Genomic DNA, 24,130 nt, shown 5'->3' on the forward strand with positions numbered 1-24,130 from the left:
CGCAAGAACCCCTTCTGCCTCATTTCCTAAGAATTCTGACTATTTCCCGGAGACATCATGAAAATCTTCATTCCCGTCGCGTGCCTGGCGGCCGTTTTGCTGTCTGGATGTCAGGCAGTGTCTAACGGTAATACCGTACCGCCGACGCCTGTTGCGTCGACCTCACCGACGTCAACCGGGGTAGTACTCCAGCAGCAGCGCCTGTGGCTGGAGGGTGACATGTCAGCCGATACACCGCTGCCGGTGACCACTATTCGCGCAGACAGTGACCGGGTCACGCTGTCCTGGCACGGTGATGCCGTCGAGTTGCTTACTGCGCTTGCCCGAGCGCGTGGTCAGGCCTTCAGCTATGCAGGCGTGCGTCTGCCACTTCCGGTCGACATTGATGTTCAGGGTGTTACTTACTCGAACCTGCTGCGCATCATTGAAATGCAGACGGTCTGGCGAGCAACCTTCACGCAATACCCCGGCCAGATGGTGCTGGCGTTTATGCCAACAATCTCAGAGCGACGCGGAGGCAGACGATGAAATCCTGGTTTTGCGTCCTCTTTTTACCTGCACTGCTCACGGGGTGTGCGGGATTTCACCTGACCAAACCGTCGGGGCCAGTGGGGCCGGATGGGGCACCGCCGCCCGGCCCGGACGCCTATCTTTCGCCACAGAAACGCGATACCGCCGACGTCTCCGATAACCGTCGCGAAATGCTCACCGATGCCGCCCGCACCCTGGGTTTTCGCGGGGGAAAGGCGCAGCGAGCCTGGGAGTTAAAGCGTGACCTGGAGTCACGGGCTTCCCGACTCGATGCCACCTATGACTTCCGCCCACTCATCAGCTCACGCGGCTGGTTGCCGCCGGTCATTACGGAAGCGGTTGACGTCGCACACGTGACGTCAGATCAGATCCGAACAGCCAGTCATGTCTACGAAATCATTCAGCCGGAGCGTTTTGTCAGTAACCCGCCGACATGGCGTACCTGGCTGATGGCAGGGCTGAGTACGGCGCGGCCTGATGGCCCTGAAGGCTCGTTGGTACCGGAAAACGGAGTTCAGCGCGATATCTGGCAGGCGGCGCTGACAGCGGGATGGGCTGAGGGGCGTCAGAGTGCTGATGACACGCTTGAAGCGAACGTCAACCGTCTGACCCGCGATTACAACGGCATGCTGCAGTACGTCCTGCTGCGTCGCCAGAACCTCATTACCGCGCCGGTGGTCACTGACCGTCAGCAAACCGTCACGGGTGACAGCAACAAGCTCACCACCGGCGATCGCGAACGTCGTCTTGAAAGCCGTGCAGGGTTTATCACCGACCGGTCTAAGTGGAAACCGGTCATCAATACGGAGAAACGCTAATGCCTGAAAAAACCTTTGCGCCCTACGCCTTTGACGGCGGGCTTACCCCTGAGACGCTGCGCAGTTTTATGGTCTGGTGTGCCCGTCAGCAGTCCAGCGATATTCACCTGCAGGGTGATAATCACTTTGTCATCGGCCGCCATGGGAGACTGGTGCGCGCTAGCCCGTTTGCGGTGGCTGACGATACGCTGGCCAAACTGATGGACGATGTGTTTACGCCCGAACTGCGCCCGATGGTGCGCGGGGGTGTTTCGGTAGACAGGGCACTACAGCTCGACGGCAACGCGGACGGACGCTACGGACTCGAGCGAGGTGAGCGCATCCGTTTTCGCGTGAACCTGCTACAGGGCACAGCCGGACGTCAGGACAGTACCATCGGCTGGACGTTGCGCGTTATTCCTTCGGTCATTCCTCCGCTGGAGGAGATGGAACTCCCCGCTGAACTGATGGAGCACATTCTGCCGGCTAAGGGGCTCGCCCTGTGGGGCGGCATTACCGGTTCGGGAAAAAGCACGGCGCTGGCCTCCACTTACCGTTATTGCATGGACCATTACCCGGACAGAAAAGTCACCACGAAAGAAGACCCCATCGAGTTTATCCTCGGGCGTCCGGGAGATATTTTGCCGGCGCTGCAGTCGCAGATTGGTAAGGACATTCCGGACTTTGCCACGGGGATCCGCGCCGACCTTCGGCGCGCGCCGTCGGTTATCGGTGTGGGTGAAATGCGCGACCGTGAAACTATCGATGCCGGTATTCGTGCTGGCCAGCTCGGTCACCTGTGTTTATCGACGACTCACATTGATTCCCCGGGTGAGGTATTTGCGCGCCTGATCAATGAGTTTGCGCATGAGAGTCGTGAAGCTATGGCCTGGGCACTGCTGGGCGTACTGCAGTACGTGGTGGTGCAGACGCTTTTGCGCACGACAGATGGCAAGCGCACGGCCGTGCGTGAGTACATCATCATTGACGATCATCTGCGCGAAAAATTGGGTGAAATGCCCTGGTCGCAGTGGGGTAAGCACGTCAACAGCCTCATCCGCCTTGAAAAGCGCCGCATTGTTGATCAGGCCTGGTTGCTCTATCAGCAGGGGCGTATTGATGCCGCCGAGCTGGCAGTGGTGATGTCTCCCCGTCAGCGTCGCGAACTTGAGGCAGAGAGCATCGCATGAATGACAATAAACAGCACTGGCCGCCCGGTTATTGGCGCTACGCAGGCCTCAGTTTGAATGTCTACGGCGTACCTGGTTGGCTCTTTCTCCTCTATCTCTTTTGGTTCCGCTTCCCTTCAATGGACACCCTCTATGTTGTCAGCGGTGCTATCGCTGTATTCCGCATTCTGCAGATGTTCGGCTGGTCGGTGGGCGCACTCATTTCACGCCTGATGCGTCTGGCCCGCGGGAAAAGCCTGAGCGGGCGTCCCTGGTGGTATCGGCGATTCACCGACGGCGAATAGCCTTTTCATAATCTGAGTTTTCAGGAGGCCTTATGGAACACCCTGAACCTGAAATGCGCATCTGGCTGGCCATCCCCCATGATGAACGCCAGACGGCCGTCACTGCAGGCGGCAAACTGGCCGATGGCCTCAACGCCATTATCTGGAGTAAAGAAGAGCAGTTATGGTATGCCCGCCCCGGCGCAGACCCCGAACGTATCAAACCCTGGCTGCCTGACCGCACACTTCGAAGCGGAGGCGGAGATCCAGCATCCGAATTTTATGATGCGATGACCTCGGAAGGCCTGATCCTTAAGGGGTTGCCGGTGATGGATGGCAAACGTCACCGCGTGGCCACGTTGGAAGATAAATCCGGCAAACAGAGTGGCGTCTACCGGGGATTTCTTGACGGACGACCTGCCGGCTGGTTCATCAACTATCACCGTGCAGAAACCGAAAAGAGCGTGACCAACTGGAAGGCCAGCGGCGGAGAAGCGGATCCGCACGTACGGCTGCATATCCGTGCGGTTATGCAGCAATCTCAGGACGACGCGGCGCGGGAAAGAGCGGCGACCTATGCGACACAAACCGCGAAAGCCCACGCGCTGTATGACCGTTTGCCACCTGCAGACCCCGCGCATCCTTATCTTCAGCGAAAAGCCATTACACCCACGGATGACCTGCGGCAAACCCGCAACGGTGCCCTGGTAGTCCCTTTTTATGACGTATACGGGGCCTTTCAGACCCTCCAGTACATTCCGCCTGAAGGCGATAAATACCTGTTTAAGGATGCGCCCAAAGTCGGGCACTACCTGGTGGTGGGCGGGGCGCTGCGTAACGGCGACCCCATCCTTTACGCAGAGGGCTACGCTACGGCGCGTAGCCTGTCGATGGTCACCGACCGCCCGGTCGTGATGACCATCGACGCTGGCAACATGCTGGCGGTGGCCGGCGTGCTTAAGGCGAGCTACCCCGACAGTCCGCACCTGTTTATGGCCGATGTCGACCACGCAAAAGAAATAAACAAGGGTGTGCTTTCTGCCGAACGCGCGGCGGCTGTCACTGGCGGCATCGTACTGTTGCCGGACCTGACAGCCGCTGAAATCGAGCGCGGCTATACCGACTTCAATGACCTGCACGTGTTCCGCGGAGTTGACCGCCTGCGTGAGACGCTGCTTCCCGCTATTGCTCAGGCTCTTGAGCAGCTCAACGATAAGGATACCTCCATGGCCACACCTGATGACGCTCAGCCTGCGCCGGATAATCTTGCCGCCGCGACCCCGGATGCCGCAGTGGACTCCACTCCGCCCCGCCGGCCCGGTACGGCTAAAGAAAAAACGTACGAAATACTGAAGTTACGCGATGAAGGGCTGAAGCCCGCGCAGATTGCGGAGCAGCTAGGCATCGGCCAGACCAGCGTTTACCGCATTCTGAAGGCGCAGCAGCCTGAAGCCGCAGTGCCAGAACCGGCAGCGGCAGACATGCCAGCCGGCGGGGGTAACGATTTACCCGCTGCGCCCCCTGCGACTGAGCGTGAAACTATCACCCTGTACCATGGCTCACCTGCCACCTTTAGTGCCATTGACGCTGAAAAAATAGGGTCAGGTCAGAACTTTATGGGGCGGGGATTTTATACAGATACATCTGTTATAGGCTTGCACTATGCGATGGAGGAAATAAATCATCCGGACTATCACGTTTATGAATTAGAAATACCTTCTCACTCGATTATTTTAGATCGCTGGGACAGTTCATCACTGACGGACGCATTGCGTGAGCGAATCAGAGAAGCCGGTAAAACGTTTGATCAGCAACGTATAGAGAAAGGGGATACTTCACGGTTGGGGATCGGAGATTCACTGGCCGACTGCGAGAAAATAGATGCGACATTTTTTATGCACGCCAGCAGCCCCGAAGGTATGCGTATTCTTAATGAGGCAGGGATCGATGCCCTGAAAGACAATAGTTATATAGCCATTATCAACACAGATCTGATTGATAACCTTCGGTTGCGTTCTGCAGTAGGGACTATAAGAACCGAAATGACGCAATACATTGATAAGGCGTTAGGTAATGCCGTTCAGGACGCCTCAAAACTGTCAGATATCCTGCAGGAAAAACCGGATGTTTCAATTCATTATGATGCCATCCGTTCAGAACTGGTCAGTCTGGCAAAGGCTCAGAATAAGCCAGAAGAAGCAGAAAGGCTGACCGCTCTGCTTACGCATACTTTGGTTGAAACTATTGATAGCACCCCTGACAGAAAAACAACTATTACCCCGTTAAACCGGCTGTATGCGGAAGCAATAAGAAGCCTTGGCCTGAATCACGATAATAGTTCTGCAACGCTGGGTCACCTGATTGATAGCGCTGTTATCAACATTAATCCTCACCATAAACCTGTTGCTGACCCGGTTAAACCAGAATCAGCTGCAGCTGACGCGACGTCTGCCCCTGAGTCGGTCGTTGCGCCGCCGGTGATTCAGGGCGAGCTGCGCGAGGCGCTGGATGCATCAGGAGAGGTGGTTGATGCCCCGACCTATGCCGGGGCTACTCTGGAGCAGATGGCTGCGCAGGCCCGTCACGATACGGACTTTGCCAGACAGCAAGCGGTGTCAGAAACAACATTATCCGCTGCACCTGCTGCTGCGGCTGAATTACCCGCGACAAATGCACAGGATTTGGCGTCGCAGGTGCAGGCATTGTCTCAGCAGGGCCGTTCTCTGGTTCAGATTGCCGCAGAGCTGAACCTCGGCGTGAGTCAGACACATCGTCTGCTGCAAACGCTGGAGTCACCGGCGGTACCGGATACGGCGACGTCTGATTTACCGATTTCAGCAGAAAGCTTACCCGTCTCACCGGGCGCTGAAACCTCTGTTGCACCTCAGCCGGCGACGATGAATACAGGAGCCGAAGAGGCAATCTCTCCTCTTAATACGGCGCAGGCAGAAAGGGCTGAAAGTGAACCTGCCCAGACAGCAGGCGAGGCGGTAAATCAGACCGAAGCATTCCTCGATGATCGGGTGCGCGATATCGAGATGCCGTATCCGCCTCGTGATGGTGGTAGAAAAAGTGAGTTCACAGACGAATTTTCTGACGTTGAGCTACGTATGCGAACGTTGCTCAGTAATGCCGATACATTGAACGCTGAACAATTCGCTACGCAGTTTTCCAAGCTTGTGATCGAACGCAAAGCTCACACTGGGATAGGGATGAGCTCAGATGAGTCTGACGCGGGGATCTACCCAGACGAAGTTTGCATCGCGCTTGAAAAGCAGCTGGAAGCGAAGATGGAGCAGAAGTTTGACAGTGAGACCGTTGCCCCTGCTGCCTCTGTGCCTGGAGAAAAAGATGCCATTCTGACCGGACCGCGCCGCATGACACCGTCGGATGAGCCGGTGCCAGAAGCGCTCAGGCGCATCGACCTGGATAAGCTGCTGAGCCGCATGACGGATGAACTGCATCCTGATGGTAAAAGTGTGCTCTTTAAGCTCGACGGTGAGCATGCCTTTACCGATTACGGCAATCGCCTGGTGATGGCGGAGGGAGCCAGTCATCACGAAGAGAAAGTGCTGGCGGCGCTCCTGACGGCCGCCCAGTACTATCACGGGCGCATCGAGCTGACGGGGAGTGATGCCTTTAAGTCTTATGCCATCAGCCTCATCGTGGCACACAATTTGGACGTCACGATGAAAGTGGCCTCCCAGCAGGCTGAACTGACCGCCGCGCGCCGCGCAACCGGGCAACCCGACGCCCCCGCCGATGCGGTTGCCGGGACTGACCCAGGGCCCGCACCGATAAACCCCCAGTCAGACCGGGCATCAGCGCCGACAGCCCCACCAACAGAACCCGCTGTGGCAACCCGTACTGAACCAGTGACAGCGTCACGAGGTAATGCGTCGACAGTGCCGGAGACGCCGCCTGAAAAAGAAACTTCCACCATTAAACCGTCCGTGCATACCCCAGCTGAAAAAGCCCGCGAGCCGGTTACTGGCAAGGTCACTGCCTGCGGGCAGGCGCCGTTCCGTTTCGAGGCCGGCGAGTCCGAAAGCACCTTTATTACCTTGCGCAGTAAAGAAGGATCCCAGACATTTTGGGGCAAGGAGCTGGCCGGACTTTTGCGTGAAACCCGACTGGAACCCGGACGCATGGTCACGCTGCAATGGCATGGGAAACAGCCCGTCACCGTCAAGGTCCCCAAAAAGGATCAGAACGGCGTAGTGATGCGCTATGACTCGGTCGACACCCACCGTAACCAGTGGTCCCTGACGCCGGTCGGCGGGGATCGGGTGCAGACCGGCAACGACCAACTGGTGACAATGGCCGCGTTTGATGCTGCACGCTTTACACAGGTTCAGCACGCTGTAGTCACCCGCCTGGGGCTGGACATGCCCGCTCCACCGGTGCCGGCAGACGGCCTGTACTGGCTGCGACCTGACGGGCAGGGGAGTCAGAACCCGGGCGATGCGCTCTCCGCCCCCCGACCTGAGATTAACGATAAAGCCGGTGCGCCCGTGATGTCATCGTGGGCAGAAGACGGTTCGGTTGACCTCTATCTGGTCCAGGGCGACGGTCATTACCTGCAGGGCGTGGTGCGCCGTGAAGGCGAGTATCAGCACGTGCTGGTGAGTCTGTCAGGCAATAAAGAGGCGCCGCCGATGGTATTCAATGTGCTCACGCCAGACGGTGCAGTGCCGATTGGTAGCGGGAATGGCATCAATCGCGCAAACGGCAATCCTGTTCCACGGGAAAACCTTGTTGTGCATTTACAAGGGGATGAACAACGGCGGATTGCCAAACTGGAAGCCCCGTCAGATATGTCACCCGCACTGCACGCCCGCCTCGGTTTTGATGAGCGTTACAAAGCTGAGGCGGCTTTCCCAAAGGAGTGGCCGGCGGCGGCACCTCAGGCGGCGCCGGTTACGCCGCCGCGTCCGGTTTAATTCTTGACCCTTCCGGGAGCTTTACATGAAAAAACACACCCTGACCGCTGCGCTTGCAGCGGTTCTCTTTTGTGTCCCGCTCACCGGCATCGCGGCTACATGCCGCGCCGGTAGCGCCGCACAGACCGGCAGTGATGCCGGCTATAACGCGGCGAAAAAAGCCAGCGATGCCTGGTCAGCACGGGAAAGTCAGACCTCAGATCAGCTGCAAAACTGCCTGTCGGGCATCCGCAATATCTCCATCAGCCTGCCAAATCTGCCCAGCCTGCAGGACATCATGAATCAGGCGTCGGAAAAGGTCTGCAGTGCGATGACGGACAAAATCAACAGCAACCTGCCGGACAATATCGATCCCTGGCAGTCATTCGGTCAGTAAGGAGCCCGTATGCATTCCCCTGAAACACAAGCCCCGGCGGCGGCACAGGCCCCTGATGCTATTCCCGATGCGCAGGCCTATGCGCCTGCGCTGACGGCGCAGCATGAGCGGGCACTCGGTGCGGCCTTCGCGCACCGCTGCCTGTCGGCGCTGATCTGGAGCGGCAGCGCGAATGTTGTGCTGGCCATGGTCGCCGCGGTGCTCATCTGGATGGTGTACCACCCACCCACCAAATACTTTGCCACCGAACAGGGCCGACTTACGCAGGCCTACCCGCTGGACCAGCCGGCCTGGAGTGAAAGCGACGTCTCACAGTTCGGTGCAGATACCATCCGTGACGGCTTCACCCTCGATTTTGTGCATTACCGCAATCAGATGACTGCCGTTTCTCCGCGTTTCTCTGAAGAAGGGTTCGTGGGCTACAACCAGGCGCTGACCAGTTCCAACGTACTGGCTGCGGTACGCGATAAGCGAATGAACCTGACGACGTCGACCGAACCCGGCGTCATTACGAGCCGTGGTGTCATCAACGGGCGCTACGCCTGGGAATTCCAATATCCCGTGACGTTACGTCTGCAAGGGCAAAATTCTAACAGTCCGCCGCTGCGCTACATCTTTACGTTGCGCATCCAACAGGCTGACGTCCGCTTCAAGCCGCAGGGCCTCGAAGTGACACAGACCATCACCAACAACGCGGGATAAGGACTTAAACATGAGAACGTTACGTTATCTGCCGCTGTGGTTCGCCCTTTCTGGCAGCGCCGTGGCGGCTGACTCGCCACCCACACCTGCTGCCGGGCAAACGGCGGCCTCCGCAGGCACCGCGCAGACGGCGGCAAGCAGAGGGCCGCAACCGGGAGACGCGTTGCCACCCCCAACCTCGGCGCAGTATGACCAGGCAGAGGCCTCGGTGGCACCGTTGTCCGCCGAAGAAATCCGCCGCTTGCGTCAATTACAGTCCGAGCAGGAGAGGGCCATGGCCACGCCGGGCGTCACGGCGGTGCCGCGCATCAGTGCGCAGACCGTGAGCCTGGCACCGGGGGCCAGTCTGCCGCTGGTACGTAATGCGGTGAACTGGCCGGCTACGGTCAGCTTTATCGACAGCACGGGGGCACCCTGGAAAATTCTCGCTCAACCGATCAGCGGCTCGCCAGATATTGACGTGAAGTGGACGCCTGGGGCGTCAGCTATGACGATTATTGCGAAGCGGGACTTTGTGAGTACCAGCGTCACGCTGGGTCTCGACGGGCTGGCGGTGCCTATCACACTCAGTGTAATGAGCGGTGAGCCGGATACGGCGAAGAAAACCTGGGTGGTTGATGCGCGATTGGATTTGCGTATTCCGCGCCGCGGGCCGGGTGCGGCTGCTGATGCACCGCCACCGTCACGGATTGGACTGCATGATGATGTATTGCAGGCATTTCTGGACGGAGTGCCCCCGCAGGGCGCAAAGCGACTGAAAACCACCGGCGATGTGCCTGATACCGCCGTGTGGCAGCAGGGCGACGACCTGTATATCCGCTCGCGTGCGGACATCCGTGATGAATTCGACACCACGCTGTCATCTGCGGACGGCACGCATCTGTGGAAACTGCCTGTCACGCCGCGCGTCGCGTTCTCCGTTGACGGGCACACCGAAGCCCTCAGCATTGCTCTGGAGTGACTATGAGTGACCAACAAAATTCCGGCGGCCGCAACATCATGCTGATGATGAGCCTGATAGGTGCCGCTGTTATCGCCGCCGGTGGCGGGGGATACGCATTGTGGAGCTGGTATGCCAAACCTCCCGAGGCCGCCTCACGGGTTGATCTCAATCGGGTCGCCGGTACGGCGCAGAGCAGCGCACAGGAGTCGCCGGCTTACCGGGAACTGCTGCGCGAAAACAATGCACGGGGCGCACAAAGTGCAGCGGCACAAAATGGCAGCTTCATTGCCAGTATTCCGCTGCAGCAAGATGTGATTGTGCCACAGGCGACGGCATCTTCACGGTCTGCGACGCCGGTTCCGCGTCCTGCTTCGGGTCAACAAACCACAGGGCGTACGCAGGAACAGGAAAAAGCGCTGAATGAAGCGAGGCAGAAAGCCCTCGCTGGATTGCTGGTCAGGATGCAGAAAGCCCCTACGGCTGCAGACCTGCCGGAAGCTCAGGTACTGGGGGGTAAGGATGGGGGGTGGTCTGCCTGGCGTGACTCACTACCAGGAAGTGACGTACAGCTAGCCGCCGACCGTCGCCGGCAGGATGTGCTCAGCGGTCAGCCGCCGGTTGAAGTCGTTGCACCCTATTGGCGGGGGCCGGGGGAAATTTACACCGGCGTGAACTCTGACAACGGGGCAACACCTGTGCTGGGCCGATTTACAACCGGTCCTTATGCGGGCGCCGTGCTTAAAGCCTCAGACGGCGCGAAGCTCTCCGGGGATGGCGTCATCATCCACTTTACAACCATGGCTTTCGCCGGTCAGAACTACAAAATTGATGCCTATGCGCTGCAGGACGACACGCTGGTCGCTAACGTTTCCACCGACGTAGAGCATCACTATTTCCGGCGCATCATCCTGCCGTCCATCCTGAAGGGCATTGGGGGGACAGGAGATTTATATGCACAATCCAATACGCAGCTGCTGAGCAACGGCTTTAATACCGTGACGACGCGGCCGTCTACGCCGGACGCCTCGGCGGTGGCCGGCGTTATCGTCGGCGATACTGCAGGCCAGGCGGCACAGGTATTGACCAGCGATGCGGCCCGGTTGCCTGATCGCACGGTGACGGTCAATAACGGTCAGGTGGTCGCCATTCAGTTTATGCGCGGTGTCTACAGCACCGATGCGGAGGCGCCGCAGGGTGCTTCATCGACCGCCAATAGCGCTGTGGCATTCACGGGCGGTTCGTCTAATCCAAGCCCGTCTGCCGCACAGCTGCGAACGGAAACCCAGGCGCGTATTCGCGCCGCACAGCAAAAAGAAGGTGCCAATGAGTGAATTTGAGAGCTTACCGGCAGAGACCCCCGTGCCGATTGCACCGCCACCGCCATCCCGGATAAAGCAAAGCCTTCTGACCAGACCACTTATCATGGGGCTGTCCCTGCCCTGGCTGGCCGGTATCGTTATTGCGCTGGCGGGGGCCGGTTGGTACCTGTTCTGGCCGGCGTCGCCCGTATCTGATGCTGGTCAGCTGGCTTTTGGGCAACCAGCCGGTTTTCACGCCGTTCAGCCTGCACAGGCCACTGTGGTGCAGACAGGCGGACTGAACGTTCCAGCCACTACTATCGCCCGCGATGTGACCCTGGGGAGCAGCGTCCCGGAGGAAGTCGTCAAGATGATCCGCGAGGGGCGTGATTATGAGGCCGCCAACCGCGAGGCGATTTCACGATTGTCCGATACCGTGCGCGCACAGAGCGTTGCGCTGGCCGACCTGCAAAAGCAGCTGACCCAGAGCAGAGCTGAAAATGCCGCCATGGCCAACAAGCTGACCGTTCTCGAAGCCCGGCAGTCATCACCCGTTGCGAAGGATGATAAAGCCGTGCGGCATACGGCGCGGCGCTCCGCGCTGTCTGGGATGCAGCTTGAGAGCGTGCAGGACGGCATGGCCTGGGTGAGCTGGCAGGGCCGCACCTGGGCTGTGCAGCCGGGGCAGCGCCTCGGCGGGGTCACGATTGTTGATGTCAACGCGGGCAACCGAGAAGTGATCACCAGCAGCGGCGTGCTGCACTAAGGAGGCGTCATGGGCAGTTCAGTTGACGGCATCACGATGCTGGCAAACCTGGCTTCAGGACTGCAGGGCGCGTTCATTCACCTCGCCTTTACGCTGGGTATTCTTTTTGCCGTCACGGGCGCCGCCGGCTACCTTGCACGACAATCGTGGCTTGCCCGTAAAGCGCCCGGACAGGCAGCCAGCGGCGGCAACATGGTGGCCTGGATACTGCTTTGCGGGGGGCTTGCAGGCTTAGATCAGCTTATTGGTGCCGCGGGGCGGCAGCTGGGATGGCAGGTTTCCTTTGATGCTATCAGTTATGTTTCCGTCGGCACGTTCGGCCAGGGCGCGGTGGCGGCCAATGCTCTGCTGACGTTGCTGCGCATGGTCGGCGTCTGGTTCTGCCTGACGGGCGTCATGCTCTGGAGGCGCTCCCAAAAAGACGGTCATACCGGCCTGTCGGCCGGTAACGATGTCAACAGCGGTACGGTGAAATTCACCATCGGCGTAATGATGGTGTGCAGCCCCTATCTGCTTAACGCTATTCAAACCTCCCTCGGCATTCACTGATTTATTAACCCGTCCGGATCGGACGATTTTCTCTGGCCAACTCTGGCCGTGCTAAACCTTGAAGGAAAACTCACATGCTTACTCGCTTTTACTGCGTGGCGTTCGCGCGCGCGCTGATGCTGTCTGAATCCCTGCGTCGTCTCATTTTGCGGGGGTTGTGCGCGTATGCCGCACTCCTGTCTCCCCTGGCTCTGGCGGACGATGACCTGGCGGGCATGGCTGACTCTGTGTCACAGGGCGCCACGTCAGGTACCAAAAGTGCGCTCAACATTGCCCAGTTTATCGGTGTCCTCGGTGTCATCGGGAGCATCATTGCTCTCAAATCCATGAAAAATAACCCTCAGGTCAAACCGTGGCACATCGGCTTGGCATTTGTTGGCGGCCTGATCCTGATTGTCATACCGCAAATCATTAAAAAGGGTCAGACCCAAATGGGCATGACGGCGGTGAGCGTCGGGGGGTGATGGGGCGGGAAGCCGGCGGAAATTGGTCGGCTTCCTCATTTCTTTTAAACATGTCATCAGACCTCTGTTGTCTGTCTAGGAAAAAACCATGTCTATTTCTGACGCCCCAGGGCAGGAGGCGAGTTCACTATTGCCTCTGTTCCCCGATATCAGTGGCAGCGAAACGTCTCCCCGACCGGTTGCTGTTGCCTGCGGTGAACGTTGTCGCAGCTGCGGTACACGTGCGCAGCGAGTGTGGAAAGGCCCCGATGCGCAGCCTGCCTGCACGCTCTGCTGGCTTACGTACAACCTCGACAGTGCCACCGCCGCGCATGGCAACCTTGCCTGGCTGCCTGACGCGCCGGCAGCTGACTTGCTGAACCTGCATCGCCGGGCGCTTATTGCGCTTCGCAGCAACGACCGCGCCCTGCGCAAAGAAGGGAAGCGCGTCTGGAACTGGCTGGCCCGGCACGCTCGCGAAGTCGAGGCTATGTGGGGGACGTCGCGGGCACCGGAATTCGCCGCTGCGATGCACCGACTCTCGCCCGCCAAACGACAGGTGATGCAGCAGCGGCTGGAGGGCTGTGTGCTCATTTTGCCCCCTGACGTTTTTGAAGACCTGACCTTGTTATTGCCCGTCGGCCGCACTGCCGACCGCGCGGTCCATACGCCCTGCTGGGCCACCTACACACGGAGCGACCTCTATGCCAAACCGCCTCATCCGCTGGGTTGAAGACGTCATTACTGCCCTGACGCGCTTTGCCGTATCCCGCGACTTACCCGACTACTGTGACCTGCAAACTGTTGTGCGCCTGACTGAAGACGACCGCATCCGTCACCCTGAGTTGAGTGCGCCCTATATCATGGTCACCCAGAGTGGTGATTACCTCACGGTATACGAGATTGCCGGCAGCTTTCGTGAGTCAGACGACAAGCTACCCTCCGGACATGAAGACGCCTGGCAGGGGCGTCTGCAGCGCATGTCGGAAGCGCTGACGGCACACTACCGCCGCGCGGGTCACCGCATCAGCGTTGTGCATGAATGCGACCCTGCCGGCGGCAAAGCGGAAGTCGGACGGCTGCTGGCTCCGCAGTACCGCTCGATTAAACGCACCGGGCTTGACCTGAAGTACCTGCTTGACGAACAGGTGGAGAAGCTTGCGCCCTGGGTGAACCGTGAACGGACGTGGCTGGTGTGCTACACGGGCCGCGGCGTGCTGGCCGGTCACGAGCTGCGCGATGAGAACGTCCGTCTTAGCGAGTTGGTAAAGGTCAGCCCGGCGGCGGCTTTTGGTCAGAACCCACTGCTGGCTGAACTCACGGGTCTCAAAATTCGTCACGACGCCTTTCTTACTCAGGTGGAACGGGCGCTCGGCGACAGCGGAAAAGGCGTGCTGCTACGGCGCATCGATGCCCATGAGGCGGGGCGCATACTGCGCATGCAGACTGATCCGGCGGGCACCGGTGAACACTGGCAGCCGCTGCTGCCGGACGATCCCGTGATGCCTCGTGGCGTGCGTCAGGGGGAAGACGCGACCGCGCTGCTGGCTCCCTGGCTAAACTTTCAGGTAATGGGCGCTGGCGTCGATGAGATACGCAACAACCTGCTGAAAATCAACGGCGTCTGGCACGGGACGCTTGCCGTGAATCTCGGGCCACAGAACCCACAGAGCTTTTCCCGCCTGCGTGAACTTATTCCCCGCAGTGTGCCGTTCCGGATTCGTCAGGATCTGATGCCAGGTGGCATGCGCCGCCTTGGCGGCAAGCAGGCCGTGCTGAGCTTTACCGAATGGGTGCCCGGACTAAAACCTATCTTCCAGTCGATCTCGCTGCTCGCTGAACGTGAACAACAAGAGCCGGTATGCGTGATGACCATCACCGCTGCAACCTGGGGAGATTCGCCTGAGGACGTCACGCGTAACCTGACGTTGCTGAAGCAGGCGCTGGATTCATGGGGCGTTTGCGGTGTTACGCAGACTTTTGGCGATCCTGTAAAAGCCTGGGTTGCCACGCTGACCGCTTCGTCTGTCGCAAGTGGTCCCTGCCTGCTGTTTCCGCCACTGTCCGAGGCGCTGAACCTTGTGCCGCTCACACGGCCCGCCTCGGCCTGGAACGAGGACGGCAACGCCTTGTACGTGACGCCCGACGGCAAGCTGATGCCGGTAGATCTCGCGCCCTCTAACCAGACCAAGAAAACCAACATCGTGGCCGGCGAGTCCGGCGGGGGTAAGTCGGTGTTAATTAACCGTCAACCCATCATTCAGGCGATGTCCGCCCAACAGCAGCTGTCCTTCTATGCCGGCATTGATAAAGGGTTCAGCTCGCAGGGGATGGTCTCAATACTCAGGGGCGCGCTTGCGCCGGAGCGTCAGGACGAGGTGCTGAGTATTGTCCTGCGTAACGATCCGAACTTCTGCCGAAACCTGTTCGACATTCAGCTGGGACTCACGATGCCATTGAGTTATGAATCCGAGTTTATCCAAAACACGCTGATGGCGCTCTGCATTGACCCCGGCACCGGCGTGCCGCCAAACGCCCGTGATACGCCTGGCATTCTGCGTCGCTTGGTTTCGGATGCGTTCAAATCCTGCCGGGAGGATCCGCGGCGCTATGAGCCTGGACTCGTGCCTGAAGTCGACGCGGCGCTGGAGATGTCCGGCGTGTGGGAAAAAAATCCTAACGCCAGGGACAGTGCAAAATGGTATGAGGTCCGCGATCTTCTGCAGGATGCTGGCTGCACAGAGGCGGCACAGCGGGCGCAGTTCCAGGCTGTGCCGGAGCTTGCAGACATGGCGTCGCTGCTGGGAAACGAGGACTTTAAAAGTAACTACGGCACCATTGAGCGTGACGGCAGTCGGGAACAACTCATTACCTACCTGGCCCGCTGTCTGCGCGACGCCTGCGGTCAGTACCGCATGTTCGCGGGGCGCACGCGCTTTATGATAAGCCCGAAAGCGCGCGTGATCACCGTAGATATCCAGTATGTCGCCGGAGACAAGTCGCCAGCGGGGTACCTGCAGACCGGCATTATGTACCTTTTTGCCGGACATATTTCCGGTGGTGACTTCGTGCTCCCGCAGTATCAGACCGAGCTCTTTCCCATGCTTCATAATCGCTGGCATGCACTGCACGCTGCGCGCATCGAACAGCTTGACCAGGAGGTGAAAACGAAACAGTACGATGAGCTGCATAATGCGAAGGGCGTGCCGTTTATCTTTCCGATGCTCGAAACCGCAGACCGTGAGCAGCGCAAATTTGGCGTACGCACGGTGCTTTCCTCACAGTACTTTCGCGACATGCCTGACGCATTGCGACAGTCTGCCAACTCCGTATACATGGTTGGCGTCGATCCGGAAGACCGCATCTTGCTTCAGGAGCGTTTTAACGTCCCGGACACCACTCTGGACCGCTTCGCGCGTATGGGCAGCGGCCCGGCGGCAGACGGCAGCGGGGTGCCGTTTCTCGGCATCTTCCGCATCAAGGGCGGCAGCACGATTGCCCACATCATGAAAAATACGGTGGGGCCGCAGGAATTATGGGGGCACAGCACGACGCCGGTCGACATGTCGCTGCGCAGAACGCTTGAAAAAGACGTCGGTGCCGCCACGGCCCGTCGCATTCTCGGCCGATTCTTCCCGGGCGGCACAGCCGAAAAGATCATTGAATATCGACGCCGCACGGCGGGTGAGGAAAGCGGGGATAACGTCATCCGTACGCTCGCCAATGAGCTCATCACTAAGCAGGGTTACGACCTCTGAATCATTCCCTCCCTTCAGGAGCCTTTATGAACAAAACGTTACGCGACCGCGCCGGGCGCCGACTGCTTGCGGCTTGCATTCTGTCCTCGTTTTCACCCTGCGCATTCTCCTACCCGACGGAAGAGATGAGTAGTATCCCCATTCAGACCCTGGTCATGCCCGCGCTGCGAACCATGCAGGTCACGCTGGGCGAAATTCTGACGGCCGAAACAGAAACGGGAACTGCCGTCGTTCAGGCGAGCGACAAAACCACCACGGCCATTACCGAGGCGGCGCGCACGCAGCGTGAGGCAGAAAATTTTAACCGCCAGGCTGATCGGCTTGAAGCCGCGCGAACGGCCTACACGGTGCCGGACAACATCTGCAGCGAGTCGGCATCGGGGACGGCCTCGCAGGTCAGTCAGGCCACCCGCGCGGCTGCGTCGAAACTGGCATCCGGCGGCGGAGTCTCGAGCGCCGCCGTGCGTGAGACGTTGGCGAGCCTGCCGGTTTCACCCCGACAGGGCGGGTATCGCAGCGCACTTATCCATGCTGCCTACTGCACGCCGGAAGAAGCCAATGTTTACGGCGGTACCGGAATGTGTCCGGGTGTATCAACGCTTCCCGGTGGGGATATTGAGTTGCGCTCTCTGCTGGACGGGGCGGGACAGCCGGGCAAGTCGCCGGAGCTGACCTTTACGCAGGCACAGACCGATGCGGCGATGGCCTATGTGAGTAACTCAGCCAGGCATGATGCCGGTCGCTCTCCGGGCAAGGGGGAAATTCAGACCGCCACCGGGCAGGAATATCAGGGGCTGCTGACGCAGTACAAAGCGATACAGAGTGCGGCAGTTCAACCGCAGCTGGACATGGTGGCAGCCAGTCAGCCTTTAGATGCCACGCGTGACGCGCTCACTGAAGCCCGCCAGGCCCCGTCCGCTGAATCTTATTATCAGCAGACCGCATCCGCCCAGGCAAAACAAACCGGTGAAATGAGTGAGCGAGAATTCGAGGCATTTGAGGTGGGGCGGCGTTATGCAAACACCGCCTGGAATACCGACCTGCAGGCAATGAGCGGCGATAACCTGACGCGCGAAGTGGCCCGTCAGCAGAGTCTGGGTAACTGGCTGGCTCTGGGTATAAAAAACGAATTACGTCAGCAGAATATCATCGCTGGCCAGCAGCTGGCTCTGGCGGCAAAAGCGGACTATGCGCCGCAACTGCAAGCCCTTTCTTCCCAGATGAGCGCCGGTGTAAGCGTGCAGTAACCCCCTTCTTCATAGAGAACAATAATGACAATACATAAGTGCTTTTCGCCGGATGGCCGCGACCTTCACACCGCGCTGGACGCGGGACAGGGGCCACTTGTGGTGCTCGACCCATGTGGTGAGCTCTGGACGCAGTTCTGGCTGGAGAGCCGATGGCAGTTATGGAAGTCCTGGCGACTGATGCCAGGACAGGCTGAACGCTACGACAACTGGGATGTGCTTGCCGCGCTGCAAAATGTGAATGTGGACGAGGGCGCCGCGGTGCTGGCCGCCGCGCTCTTTCCCCTGATGCAGCCTGAATCTTTGACGCAGCGGCTGATGCACAGCGTGTTGACCTTTGCTGATGACAGCGGCCTTTTTAGCGATCTTCCCGATCTTGCCTCACAGCTTTGGGCCGACGACCTTTGGACGGTGATTGCGCGCTGGAGTCGGCAGTTTCCATACGATGTGGCTCTGCAGAGGGCCCGCACCCTGCTCACAGAGGAAGGTGCTGGGGGGCGGTGCTGGCCATCCGCCTGCGCATGATGACGTTCGCCCATCCGCATGTGGCACAGACGTTTCAGGGCGGTTCCGGTTTTCGTCTCAACCGGCTTCGTCCTCAGCCCGGGCAAATCCTGTTTCTGACGCCTGATATCCGATGCCTTGAGAACCCGGAGCTTATGGGCGTCTATACTTTTATGACGGAATGCCTGTTGCAGTTGAGCGCGCTACACCATCAGCCGTTCACGTTGTTCAGGCCGGCAGTTGCCACACAAGGAGAAGCGTCATGATATCCGATGATAAAACCGGGCGTCCCGACCAACCCAAAAAACCGCCGGTGGTGACCGCCAGACGCGCAGGCTGGTTCGCCCTGAACGTATTTGTGCCCGCGTCAGAAGTTTCACAAGTTTTCCGTTATACCGGTCGCAGTGCTGGCAGGTTATGGCAGCGTCTGCGGGATATCACTGCGGGTCGCGGCGCGGGAGATTACCGCCCCGACAGCTGGGCTCAGGCGGTGGCGGACACCGGTCTCCCTTCTTCGCGTCTTCGCCGAAATCTCCGCGTGAACCTCTCAATCTGGTGGGGGCTTATGTGGCTGACGGGGCTGCCGGCGGTGGGGTTTTTGGTGATGCTGCTGAGCGCTGCCCATGACGTGAGCGTGAACGGCTGGCTACGCATCGGCATTGTGCTGCTGGTGTTAGGACTCATCAGCGCGACAGGATTTGTGCAGGCGCTGGGGGTGACCTACCGGCTCTGGCAACTGGACGAACGGCGGGTGTCTGCGTCAGAAAAGGGCAGTTTTCGGGACTTTCTGAATGAGACGCGCTGGTGCCGCCGCATCCTCAGTGCCGGACTGTTATCCTGATAGTGTGATCGATTTTGCGAGACGGGCCGCGGCTATTTAAATCAGAGAGGAGGGAATAGTGTTAATTCCGCTTGATGCTTTTGCTGAGATGTTAGACGTCAAACCCGAAGAGCTGCAGCGGGCTATCCGGGCCGGTGGCGAACTGGGTGATTTTCCTCTGCCGGCTCATCAACATCTGCTTGGAGCAATGATAATGTTTGACGAAGCAGAAGCGCTCGCATTTGCCCGCAGATGGCATGATTGTGCCGTTTCGATGACGCATGATACTGGCGTCGAACCGCCGGTATCACTGTTGACGTTTGCAACACAAGCGGGGATAGCACCTCTGGCACTGTACCAGGCAGTTACCTCCGGGCAAAAATTACGCGGACTCATGCCGCCAGCGCCGATTTCAACCGTGCCGCCGCTGGTGTTTGAACCTGTCGCCGTCCGACACTTTGTTGAAGCCTTCAGGGGGCTTTTGAAAAAAAACGGATAGTCGAGAGATGAAAATGACAAAAGAAGAGTGGCTGCTGAAGTTTCGCCGTTGCCACACGCTGGACACGTTGGAAAAAGTGTATGAACACCGGAAGTACAACGGGGAGCCCGCTGATGAAGTGGAGATGACGCAGGCTTACGACCATCGCAAGGCGGAGTTTGCCGCCGGTAAACTGTTTGACCGCGTGCCAGCTCACGTATGGCAGTTTGTGAAGTAATTTCCCTCTATCAACATACCGTTTTTACAGGCGGTTTCTCACCTTTTTTCCTACCACCGGCGTTTGCCGACTCTTAATACGGACTCACCATGAAGCTACTGAAACAACTTCAGGCGGCGGCTTTGCTGTGCGCCGCGTCCTGCCCGGCATTTGCCGACGGTGTGGATTACCAAACTATCAGCGACGCCGCGCAGAAGACCGGAGATTTATCACGGCAGGCGCTGGTGATGATATTCGGTGACGTGGTCACGTCCCCCTTTCAGCCCGGGCAGGCCACACTTATCGGTTCATTATTTGCGGTGCTCAACGGCGTGCTGTGTACCGTCGCGCTGGTGTGGTTTCTTGTTGTCACACTGAAAACGCTGTTTAAAGGGGGGCAGGACGGCAAAGTGTTCAGTGCCGGGCGCACCATGTTACATCCCTTGATGAGCTTTGCCGGTTTTATCACGCTGATCCCCACAGCGTCCGGCTGGTCGCTCTCCCAGCTGGTGATGCTGTGGGCGGCGTCAACGATGGGGGTGGGCAGTGCCAATATCCTCACGGATAAGGCTGCGGATATGATAAGCAGTGGCATGTCCCTCGTGGTTCAGCCCACGGCACCTTCCACGCGGTCGGCGGCGCGCGCTGTGTTTGAGATGAACCTGTGCAAATATGCCACCAACCGTGAGCTGGCCATGCTCTATCAGGACGGACAGGCCCGCACGGCGCAGATGACGACCAAAGGCGGGAATGGCGACTACACAACAGGCAACGGCAGCGCGGTATGCGGCAGCGCCCGAATTCCGCAACCCTCTACCAGCGTATTTGACGGACTGTTCAGCACGCCGGTCAGCACTGACAGCGTGACGAATGCTGAGCGAGGGGCGCTGGATACCATGCAGTCTACGCTCGATGCCGCCGCGTCGACATTTGTTGACGCCTACCTGTCCCGTCGTGACCAGGACACAGGCACACTTGTAGATGCAGAAACGACCATTCAGAATGCTGCGGCTGCGTATGAAACCACCGTGAATCAAGCGCTGAACCAGCTGAACTATAAGGACTCATTACAGAGTCAGCTGACCACCCAGCTCAAAACCTACGGATGGCTGTCGCTCGGCGCCTGGTATCACACCTTCGCCACGGCAAACAGCAAAACCAACGCCGTAGCCAACGCCACGCCGGTGACAACCGGACCAAGCCTTCAGGGCGAGACCGGGACAGGCGACCTGTATCATCAGGTGTTCACCGCTTACCGGTCACAGGTGCAAAACAGCTCCTATACCGCGCCACTGGGCACACAGACCTCCAGTGATGATGGGGCAGCGCTGAATGCCACCGATCCCGATGCGGTATTTATCAGTTTTTATAAAAACCCAATGCAGCGGATTACTAAAGCTATAGCAACGGGTGAAATTGGCACTGACGCTGACTTTTCGCATCAGGTAAACCCACTAATCAAGATGCAGACTATAGGCGATTACACGCTGCTGGGGGCCGAAACGGCGATGACGACCTGGACCTTGACGCTGGCGGCCGCCTCAACGGCTGATAATTCCGTGATGGGTAAAATAGGCGGTTTACTGTTTATCAACCCCGGCGCGGTCATCAAGGATGTGCTCACCGAGCTGTCGCCGCCGTTCTACTTTGTGATGCTGTTATTGTTTGCCGTGGGTTTTTCTCTGGCTGTGTTTCTGCCAGCGGTACCCTTCTTGTACTGGATGGTCGGTGTATTCAACTGGCTTGTCAGCGTGATGGTGGGCTGTGCTGCCGGGCCGATGTGGTCGGCCACGCACCTCGGGGCGGAGGAAGATAAAGGAAGCCGCAGCGCCTATGGGTATATCTTCCTGATTGATATGATGCTGCGTCCTTCGCTAATGGTCCTGGGGTTCTTTTTTGCTTCAGTCGCGGTCATGGCGGGCGGCACACTCCTGAATATACTGTTTGCTCCCGCACTGGCCAATGCCAATACGGACTCTATTATCGGACTGGTTAAGATGATTGGCTGGTTGATGATTTATGCGCGTATTGCGACCTTTGGCGTGACGCGCGTCTTCGGCTTACAGGCCACGCTGGCGGACTACGTGATTACCTTCCTGGGCGGAGCAGGGATGGCGGGGATCATGGGCGGGATGGTTGATGACGTCAAAGGGATGTTTGCGGCGGCGGGCGGGGGATCGCGCAGGGCTCCAGGTCTGCAGAATGTACCGAACAGGGGCTCAGATAAAGAAGATGGGGTGAAGTGAATATCACTGGTTTTATATACAGAGTAGAGTATAATTTAGTCAGAGAAACTGCGGCAGGAGGATGCCATGAAAACGGTCCAACGTACTGATTCAAAAGCGGAGACGCTTTGGGTACTTGTCAAATTTGTATATTATTTTTTAGCGCTACCTTGCCTTGTTTTCTTTGCGGCAATGAGCCTTATCATTTATTCAAGCAATGAACCTGGAGGGCATGACCCTGCGATGTCTGCATTCTTCGTCCTGGTTTGGCTTGCTGTCCTTGTCCCGCTGGGGGCTCGCCGTTACTTCAAAATGTCTCGTCGTAGTAAGTTGCTGAAGATGGTATCCATGCTCAGCCGTCCGGATCGTTTTAGCCCGCAGAAGCAGCATCAGGTGTTGGATGCGGGGCGCGGTAAGTATCTCGGTATTGATACTAAAAATGGCACCATCCTTTATATTCACATGGTGAAGAAAGGCTTGATCGACGTTATCGGACTGGATATGCAGAGCTGGACGAACCGTGAGCTTGAAGGCAGCGCTTTGCGGCTTTATACCAAAATGCCTGATGTGCCGGTGCTGAGTGTTTATGCGCATCCCATTGTAGCTAAAAGGCTGTTTGATACGCTGGGCGCCATGGACCAAAACAGCTACGGCAACCCCTTCACCGACTCCTGGCCGGTGTATGTGGCTCAGCAAAGTCGCTTTGTGGAGTACGAACACGGCGTGGTAGTTCCCCAGGCTGTCTGACCGCTAAATCCCTTCTGACGCTTTTCTTCTGACACCGGCTCTTGCCGGTGTTTTTACATCTGTCATTCAGCAGCGGCGCTCGCCCCTGCTTCCGTATTCGGAAAAACCTCATGCAAACCTATTCCCCAAACGCCGCCGGCAGTAATGAGCCGGCCGTGGCGATGGTCACCCTTTGTATGGCCGCTGTGCTGTGCTGGCTTTTCTTCAGCGATTTTGTGCGCTGGAGTTGCTGGTTTCTTTACTGGATGTGGCGATTTGCCGACTTCACCTATATCCACCGTTACGCCGCCGAGCGTATCAACCTGCTTGCTGCAACAGGAAACGGGGCGGAGAACGTTAGCCTCGCTGAGTGGCGCGACGTGATGAACCGGACTGCCGGCATTTTATTTGTGCCACTGGTTCCTCTGCTTGTGCTCAGCAGCTGGAGCGTAGCGCGTCATCCAGCGCTCGGTTTTCGCAGCCGGCGCTGGATAACCGTGCATACGTTACCCCGCGTGATGGCCACCTTCGCACCTTCCGTGATACCGGTGCTGGCCAACCACAAAGCCGATGGCCTGATGAACGACACCACGCCGGAGAATGCCTGGGCGATGAAGCCGGAAGAGTTTGCGCAAGAGCATAACCTGATTAGCCGGCGCGTACTCGACCGCGACGCGGCTCGGGCGGCTTTTGACGCACAGACCGGGGTGGACATGTTGCCGCCTGCGCAGTGGCAGCCGCACGAGCGTGCGATGCTGGCCGTCTTCGGACTTCAGGTGTTTGCAGACGACCGGACGGCGGCGCAGAAGTTGCTCGATGACCTTAACCGCTCCTGCATGATTAAGCGGATTTTCCGGGCGCCGTTGTTTCGCAGCATACCTGACTGGGCCGTGTCAGAAGCTCAGGTATTACGTGTGCTGGCCTGTCCGGGCGTGGCTCCGTGGCTGGCGATGCATCGCACAGTACGATCAGCGCTTGCCGGGTTGTACGGACGTGACCTGCGCCTGCCGCCCGCCAGGTTTCGCTGGCTCAAGGGCGTCGACCGGACGCTGTGGTACGGCCTGCAGACGGCCGATACAGCGAAAGTGTTCATTGAAGGGGCCGGTATTGTCGCTCAGGCCCGCGCAGAGCAGCGGGCAGCGAAGCTCGGGTTGCCCCGTCCGCCGCTGATGACCGACGAAGCCGTGGCTGGGCTGCAGATGGAGCTCGAGACACTCGGGCTTGTTCATCCCCGCGACGTCAGGCCTATCCTGACGAAGCGTGAACGTGACGTGCCATTCCCTGACGCCCTTTACCTCCCCTCACAGGGTGAAACCGATTTCTCCGCTGACGGCGTTGAGACCGTCTGAAACAG

The 24,130-nt window shown here is 58.6% G+C and carries 22 protein-coding genes; all 22 read left to right on the forward strand.

Translation table 11 applies throughout. The features are described from left to right. Positions 1–57: 57 nt before the first annotated feature. The 22 genes from BV494_RS25265 to BV494_RS25375 all read left to right on the forward strand — a co-directional run bounded on the left by BV494_RS25265 (position 58) and on the right by BV494_RS25375 (position 24,125). On the forward strand, positions 58–528 hold the full coding sequence (locus BV494_RS25265; protein ID WP_104925528.1) for a DotD/TraH family lipoprotein: 471 nt from the start codon (positions 58–60) through the stop codon (positions 526–528). After that, a complete protein-coding gene (locus BV494_RS25270; protein WP_104925529.1) occupies positions 525–1,349 on the forward strand; it encodes a type IV secretory system conjugative DNA transfer family protein in 825 nt (274 codons plus the stop codon). The genes BV494_RS25265 and BV494_RS25270 overlap by 4 nt, the downstream gene beginning before the upstream one ends. Beyond that, positions 1,349–2,518 carry a plasmid transfer ATPase TraJ gene (gene traJ, locus BV494_RS25275; RefSeq protein WP_104925530.1) on the forward strand — a complete coding sequence of 390 codons (1,170 nt, stop codon included), beginning with the start codon at positions 1,349–1,351 and terminating at the stop codon, positions 2,516–2,518. Before BV494_RS25270 ends, traJ begins: the two co-directional genes overlap by 1 nt. Further along, the gene (locus BV494_RS25280; protein ID WP_104925531.1) at positions 2,515–2,802 is read left to right on the forward strand and encodes a conjugal transfer protein; all 288 of its coding nucleotides are present in this window, start codon (positions 2,515–2,517) and stop codon (positions 2,800–2,802) included. The genes traJ and BV494_RS25280 overlap by 4 nt, the downstream gene beginning before the upstream one ends. Before the next feature lie 32 nt (positions 2,803–2,834). Continuing rightward, complete coding sequence (locus BV494_RS25285) at positions 2,835–7,724, forward strand: LPD7 domain-containing protein (RefSeq protein WP_104925532.1); 4,890 nt, start codon at positions 2,835–2,837, stop codon at positions 7,722–7,724. A 25-nt stretch (positions 7,725–7,749) separates the two neighbouring features. Next, a complete protein-coding gene (locus tag BV494_RS25290; protein WP_104925533.1) occupies positions 7,750–8,100 on the forward strand; it encodes a conjugal transfer protein in 351 nt (116 codons plus the stop codon). A 9-nt stretch (positions 8,101–8,109) separates the two neighbouring features. Then, positions 8,110–8,802 (forward strand): DotI/IcmL/TraM family protein, encoded by a 693-nt coding sequence (locus BV494_RS25295; protein WP_104925534.1) that lies wholly within the window; start codon positions 8,110–8,112, stop codon positions 8,800–8,802. Positions 8,803–8,812: 10 nt separating this feature from the next. After that, complete coding sequence (locus tag BV494_RS25300; RefSeq protein WP_104925535.1) at positions 8,813–9,763, forward strand: DotH/IcmK family type IV secretion protein; 951 nt, start codon at positions 8,813–8,815, stop codon at positions 9,761–9,763. 2 nt (positions 9,764–9,765) lie between these two features. Continuing rightward, positions 9,766–11,076, forward strand: a complete 1,311-nt coding sequence (gene traO / locus BV494_RS25305) for a conjugal transfer protein TraO (protein WP_104925536.1) — start codon at positions 9,766–9,768, stop codon at positions 11,074–11,076. Then, a complete protein-coding gene (gene traP / locus BV494_RS25310; RefSeq protein WP_104925537.1) occupies positions 11,069–11,809 on the forward strand; it encodes a conjugal transfer protein TraP in 741 nt (246 codons plus the stop codon). The genes traO and traP overlap by 8 nt, the downstream gene beginning before the upstream one ends. 9 nt (positions 11,810–11,818) lie before the next feature. Continuing rightward, complete coding sequence (gene traQ / locus BV494_RS25315) at positions 11,819–12,358, forward strand: conjugal transfer protein TraQ (RefSeq protein ID WP_104925538.1); 540 nt, start codon at positions 11,819–11,821, stop codon at positions 12,356–12,358. Between the two features lie 74 nt (positions 12,359–12,432). After that, positions 12,433–12,822: a DUF6750 family protein gene (locus BV494_RS25320; protein WP_104925539.1), complete on the forward strand. Its 390-nt coding sequence runs from the start codon at positions 12,433–12,435 to the stop codon at positions 12,820–12,822. Between the two features lie 88 nt (positions 12,823–12,910). Beyond that, positions 12,911–13,534: a conjugal transfer protein gene (locus tag BV494_RS25325; protein ID WP_104925540.1), complete on the forward strand. Its 624-nt coding sequence runs from the start codon at positions 12,911–12,913 to the stop codon at positions 13,532–13,534. Next, the gene (locus tag BV494_RS25330) at positions 13,506–16,559 is read left to right on the forward strand and encodes a putative type IV secretion/conjugal transfer ATPase (RefSeq protein ID WP_104925541.1); all 3,054 of its coding nucleotides are present in this window, start codon (positions 13,506–13,508) and stop codon (positions 16,557–16,559) included. The genes BV494_RS25325 and BV494_RS25330 overlap by 29 nt, the downstream gene beginning before the upstream one ends. A 26-nt stretch (positions 16,560–16,585) precedes the next feature. Further along, entirely contained in the window at positions 16,586–17,806 is a 1,221-nt protein-coding gene (traW, locus tag BV494_RS25335; RefSeq protein ID WP_104925542.1) for a conjugal transfer protein TraW, read from the forward strand. A gap of 24 nt (positions 17,807–17,830) precedes the next feature. Next, entirely contained in the window at positions 17,831–18,331 is a 501-nt protein-coding gene (locus tag BV494_RS25340) for a hypothetical protein (RefSeq protein ID WP_104925543.1), read from the forward strand. A 241-nt stretch (positions 18,332–18,572) separates the two neighbouring features. After that, the gene (gene traX / locus BV494_RS25350) at positions 18,573–19,151 is read left to right on the forward strand and encodes a conjugal transfer protein TraX (protein WP_104925545.1); all 579 of its coding nucleotides are present in this window, start codon (positions 18,573–18,575) and stop codon (positions 19,149–19,151) included. A gap of 58 nt (positions 19,152–19,209) precedes the next feature. Further along, positions 19,210–19,629, forward strand: a complete 420-nt coding sequence (locus BV494_RS25355) for a hypothetical protein (RefSeq protein WP_104925546.1) — start codon at positions 19,210–19,212, stop codon at positions 19,627–19,629. A gap of 7 nt (positions 19,630–19,636) precedes the next feature. Continuing rightward, a complete protein-coding gene (locus tag BV494_RS25360) occupies positions 19,637–19,846 on the forward strand; it encodes an Hha/YmoA family nucleoid-associated regulatory protein (RefSeq protein ID WP_439958404.1) in 210 nt (69 codons plus the stop codon). A gap of 89 nt (positions 19,847–19,935) precedes the next feature. Then, the gene (locus tag BV494_RS25365; RefSeq protein ID WP_104925547.1) at positions 19,936–22,071 is read left to right on the forward strand and encodes a DotA/TraY family protein; all 2,136 of its coding nucleotides are present in this window, start codon (positions 19,936–19,938) and stop codon (positions 22,069–22,071) included. A 66-nt stretch (positions 22,072–22,137) separates the two neighbouring features. Further along, positions 22,138–22,797: a plasmid IncI1-type surface exclusion protein ExcA gene (gene excA, locus BV494_RS25370; RefSeq protein WP_104925548.1), complete on the forward strand. Its 660-nt coding sequence runs from the start codon at positions 22,138–22,140 to the stop codon at positions 22,795–22,797. Between the two features lie 110 nt (positions 22,798–22,907). Continuing rightward, positions 22,908–24,125 carry a secretion/conjugation apparatus DotM-related subunit gene (locus BV494_RS25375; protein ID WP_104925549.1) on the forward strand — a complete coding sequence of 406 codons (1,218 nt, stop codon included), beginning with the start codon at positions 22,908–22,910 and terminating at the stop codon, positions 24,123–24,125. Positions 24,126–24,130 lie beyond the last annotated feature (5 nt).

The organism is Rahnella sikkimica, assembly GCF_002951615.1.
GTDB lineage: Bacteria > Pseudomonadota > Gammaproteobacteria > Enterobacterales > Enterobacteriaceae > Rahnella > Rahnella sikkimica.

Excerpts from the sequence above, each read along its gene's own strand:
- BV494_RS25265 (WP_104925528.1), top strand. The coding sequence starts at position 58 with ATGAAAATCTTCATTCCCGTCGCGTGCCTGGCGGCCGTTTTGCTGTCT.
- BV494_RS25270 (WP_104925529.1), top strand. The coding sequence starts at position 525 with ATGAAATCCTGGTTTTGCGTCCTCTTTTTACCTGCACTGCTCACGGGG.
- traJ (WP_104925530.1), top strand. The coding sequence starts at position 1,349 with ATGCCTGAAAAAACCTTTGCGCCCTACGCCTTTGACGGCGGGCTTACC.
- BV494_RS25280 (WP_104925531.1), top strand. The coding sequence starts at position 2,515 with ATGAATGACAATAAACAGCACTGGCCGCCCGGTTATTGGCGCTACGCA.
- BV494_RS25285 (WP_104925532.1), top strand. The coding sequence starts at position 2,835 with ATGGAACACCCTGAACCTGAAATGCGCATCTGGCTGGCCATCCCCCAT.
- BV494_RS25290 (WP_104925533.1), top strand. The coding sequence starts at position 7,750 with ATGAAAAAACACACCCTGACCGCTGCGCTTGCAGCGGTTCTCTTTTGT.
- BV494_RS25295 (WP_104925534.1), top strand. The coding sequence starts at position 8,110 with ATGCATTCCCCTGAAACACAAGCCCCGGCGGCGGCACAGGCCCCTGAT.
- BV494_RS25300 (WP_104925535.1), top strand. The coding sequence starts at position 8,813 with ATGAGAACGTTACGTTATCTGCCGCTGTGGTTCGCCCTTTCTGGCAGC.
- traO (WP_104925536.1), top strand. The coding sequence starts at position 9,766 with ATGAGTGACCAACAAAATTCCGGCGGCCGCAACATCATGCTGATGATG.
- traP (WP_104925537.1), top strand. The coding sequence starts at position 11,069 with ATGAGTGAATTTGAGAGCTTACCGGCAGAGACCCCCGTGCCGATTGCA.
- traQ (WP_104925538.1), top strand. The coding sequence starts at position 11,819 with ATGGGCAGTTCAGTTGACGGCATCACGATGCTGGCAAACCTGGCTTCA.
- BV494_RS25320 (WP_104925539.1), top strand. The coding sequence starts at position 12,433 with ATGCTTACTCGCTTTTACTGCGTGGCGTTCGCGCGCGCGCTGATGCTG.
- BV494_RS25325 (WP_104925540.1), top strand. The coding sequence starts at position 12,911 with ATGTCTATTTCTGACGCCCCAGGGCAGGAGGCGAGTTCACTATTGCCT.
- BV494_RS25330 (WP_104925541.1), top strand. The coding sequence starts at position 13,506 with ATGCCAAACCGCCTCATCCGCTGGGTTGAAGACGTCATTACTGCCCTG.
- traW (WP_104925542.1), top strand. The coding sequence starts at position 16,586 with ATGAACAAAACGTTACGCGACCGCGCCGGGCGCCGACTGCTTGCGGCT.
- BV494_RS25340 (WP_104925543.1), top strand. The coding sequence starts at position 17,831 with ATGACAATACATAAGTGCTTTTCGCCGGATGGCCGCGACCTTCACACC.
- traX (WP_104925545.1), top strand. The coding sequence starts at position 18,573 with ATGATATCCGATGATAAAACCGGGCGTCCCGACCAACCCAAAAAACCG.
- BV494_RS25360 (WP_439958404.1), top strand. The coding sequence starts at position 19,637 with ATGAAAATGACAAAAGAAGAGTGGCTGCTGAAGTTTCGCCGTTGCCAC.
- BV494_RS25365 (WP_104925547.1), top strand. The coding sequence starts at position 19,936 with ATGAAGCTACTGAAACAACTTCAGGCGGCGGCTTTGCTGTGCGCCGCG.
- excA (WP_104925548.1), top strand. The coding sequence starts at position 22,138 with ATGAAAACGGTCCAACGTACTGATTCAAAAGCGGAGACGCTTTGGGTA.
- BV494_RS25375 (WP_104925549.1), top strand. The coding sequence starts at position 22,908 with ATGCAAACCTATTCCCCAAACGCCGCCGGCAGTAATGAGCCGGCCGTG.